The organism is Streptomyces sp. SID14436 (assembly GCF_010548465.1).
GTDB lineage: Bacteria > Actinomycetota > Actinomycetes > Streptomycetales > Streptomycetaceae > Streptomyces.
Window position 1 is genome coordinate 1 of sequence record NZ_JAAGMD010000571.1, and the last position, 2,847, is coordinate 2,847.

General features: G+C 76.1%; 3 protein-coding genes. 1 reads left to right on the plus strand and 2 read right to left on the minus strand.

Features of this window, described 5'->3' with window-relative positions:
* Positions 1-538: adenosylcobinamide-GDP ribazoletransferase (locus tag G3I53_RS19875; RefSeq protein WP_164438605.1), on the minus strand; the 538-nt coding region annotated here is incomplete at its 3' end.
* A gap of 60 nt (positions 539-598) precedes the next feature.
* Here G3I53_RS19875 and G3I53_RS19880 point away from each other — a divergent pair.
* Positions 599-1,363: a hypothetical protein gene (locus G3I53_RS19880; protein ID WP_164339070.1), complete on the plus strand. Its 765-nt coding sequence runs from the start codon at positions 599-601 to the stop codon at positions 1,361-1,363.
* A 56-nt stretch (positions 1,364-1,419) separates the two neighbouring features.
* Here G3I53_RS19880 and cobT read toward each other — a convergent pair whose 3' ends face one another.
* Positions 1,420-2,565 carry a nicotinate-nucleotide--dimethylbenzimidazole phosphoribosyltransferase gene (cobT, locus tag G3I53_RS19885; protein WP_164438606.1) on the minus strand — a complete coding sequence of 382 codons (1,146 nt, stop codon included), beginning with the start codon at positions 2,563-2,565 and terminating at the stop codon, positions 1,420-1,422.
* Between the last annotated feature and the right edge of the window lie 282 nt (positions 2,566-2,847).

Sequence of the window (2,847 nt, forward strand, 5' to 3'; positions counted from 1 at the left end):
CCGCCGCGCCCAGCCCCTCCGGGCGGGCGGACGGCACGGCCGGGCAGGCGGCCAGGGTCATCACCAGCCGGGCCACGACCCCCGCGACGACCGCCGCGAGCGCGCCCCGCGTCCAGGAGTCGTCGTAGGCCCGGGCCAGCGCGGCCGTCTGGGCCGCCAGCACCAGGACCAGGGTGATCACCCCGAACGGACCGATGTCCGACTGCTTCATGATCCGCAGCGCGTCCTCGGCCGGCTTCCTGCTGCCGAGCCCGTCCGCGGTGTCGGCGAGCCCGTCCAGGTGCAGCCCCCGGGTCAGCGCGGCCGGCACGGCGACGGAGGCGACGGCGGCCAGCGCGGCCCCCGAACCGAGGAACAACAGCAGCAGTCCGGCGGCGGCGGCCACCGCGCCGACCACCAGCCCGGCCAGCGGGGCACAGAGCATCCCGGCGCGGGCCGCCGGGCGGTCCCAGCGGGTGACCCGGACGGGGAGCACGGTGAGGGTGCCGAAGGCGAACCGGAGGCCGTCGGCCGGGGAAGCGGAGAGGGGCGCGGGCACCGGCGCAGATTACCCGGTGGTCAGCAGGGCAGCCCCGGCGGGCATGGATAAAGTGCGCATATGGGACATTGGTTGGAGCGGAACATCATCGAGCCGGGCAAGCTGCCGCTGCTCCTCGCGCTCGCCGCCTTCGTCCTCACCTTCGTCATCACCCGGGTCATCACCCGCCTGATCCGCGCGGGCAAGGGCCCCTTCGGCAACGTGAAGGCCGGCGACCTGCACATCCACCACGTCGTGCCCGGCGTCATCCTCACCGTCATCGGCGGCTTCGCCGCGGTCGCGGGCGGACGGCACGGCTTCGGCTTGGCCGTCGCCGCCGTGGTCTTCGGCATCGGCGCGGGCCTGGTCCTCGACGAGTTCGCGCTGATCCTCCACCTCGACGACGTCTACTGGAGCGAGGAGGGCCGGCAGAGCGTCGAGATGGTCGTCCTGACCGCCGCCCTGGTCGGCCTGCTGCTGGGCGGCTTCTCCCCGTTCGGCGTCGACGACCTCACCGCGGACGAACAGCAGAACCGCGCGAACGTCATCTCCACCGTGACGGCGAACTTCCTCTTCGCCCTCATCGCCCTGAGCAAGGGAAAGGCGCGCATCGCCGTCTTCGGCGTGGTCGTCCCCGTCATCGCCCTGATCGGCGCGATCCGGCTGGCCCGCCCCGGCTCCCCGTGGGCCAAGCGGTTCTACCGGCGCCGCCACCGGGCCCGCGCCAAGTCGGTGCTGCGGGCCTATCACCACGACCTGCGGTGGTCCGGCCCCCGGCGGGCCGTGCAGGACTGGATCGGCGGCAAGCCCGATCCGGACCCGCCACGCTCCCTCGAACACCGGTGAGCCCGCTGGCCGCGCGGGGCGGACCGTTCGGGCGGGCTCCCGGCTGCCGCCTCCGGTCAGGACCGGAGGTCCGGTGCCTCGGACGCCTCGGCCGGTGCCGCTTCCGGCTCCGTCGCTTGCGCCTCCCCGGCCGGGTCCGCCTTCCCGGGCCGCGGTTCCTCCCGCTCCGGCAGCTCCGCGGCCAGCGCGGACGCCGCCTGCACCAGGGGGAGGGCCAGCAGGCCGCCCGTGCCCTCGCCGACCGTGACGCCCTGGGTCAGCAACGGCTCCAGCGCCATCCGGTCCAGCGCCTTGGCCTGCCCGGGCTCGCCGCTGTCGTGGGCGGCCAGCCACCAGTCCGGCGCACGGAACGCCACCCGCTGGCCCACCAGCGCGCACGCCGCCGTCACCACGCCGTCCAGCACGACCGGCAGGCGCCGCACCGCGGCCTGCAGCAGGAAGCCCGTCATCGCGGCGAAGTCCGCCCCGCCGACCGTCGCCAGCAGCCGCAGCTGGTCACCGAGCACCGGCCGGGCCCGCCGCAGCGCGTCCCGGATCGCCGCGCACTTGCGCATCCAGGCCAGATCGTCGATGGCCAGGCCGCCGCGTCCGGTCACCACCGAGGCGTCCGTCCCGCACAGGGCCGCGACCAGCACTCCCGCCACGGTGGTCCCGCCCACGCTCACATCGCCCAGCACCACCAGGTCCGTACCGGAGTCGGCCTCCTCGTCGGCCACCGCGACCCCGGCCCGGAACGCCGCCTCGGCCTCCGCGAGGGTCAGGGCGTCCTCGCGGTCGACGCGACCACTGGCCCGCCGCACCCGGTGCCGCACGACGTCGGCCGGCAGCGACGCGGGGTCGCAGTCCAGGGCCATGTCGACCACCCGCACCGGCACGCCGAGCCGCCGGGCCAGCACGGCCACCGGACGGCCGCCCTCCAGCACGTCCCGCACCAGCTCCACGGCGCTGCCCGCCGGACGGGCCGACACCCCCAGCTCGGCGATGCCGTGGTCCCCGGCGAAGAGCACCACCCGCGGCCGCTCGACCGGCCGCACCGGCACCGCGGACTGCGCGGCCGCCAGCCACTCGCCCAGGTCGTCGAGCCGGCCCAGCGAACCGGGCGGCACCGCCAGGCGTTCCCGGCGCGCCTCCGCGTCACGGCGCACTCCGCCGTCCGGGCGCTCGATCAGATCGGTGAAGTCGTCGAGATTAAGCGAGCTCATTCGCCGAACAGTACCGGCCCGGCTCGAACAGGACCCGGCCCCGGCCCGCCCCTCGGCCGGGTCCCGCAGCCACCACGCCACCCCGGCGCCGTTGCACCCCCTGGAGCCGTCCGGTACGTAATGCTTTGCGGTGGATTGCCGTACGCCCACCGCAACGGGAGCCGCCCATGTCCGTCCTGCCGCCCGTGCCCCCCGTACCGCCCGTGCCCCCCATGCCCCCGGTTCCCCCCGCCCGCCCGGCGCCGCCGCTGCCCGCGGCACCTCCCGTCGTCCCCGCGCCGG

Excerpts from the sequence above, each read along its gene's own strand:
- G3I53_RS19880 (WP_164339070.1), top strand. The coding sequence starts at position 599 with ATGGGACATTGGTTGGAGCGGAACATCATCGAGCCGGGCAAGCTGCCG.
- cobT (WP_164438606.1), bottom strand. The coding sequence starts at position 2,565 with ATGAGCTCGCTTAATCTCGACGACTTCACCGATCTGATCGAGCGCCCG.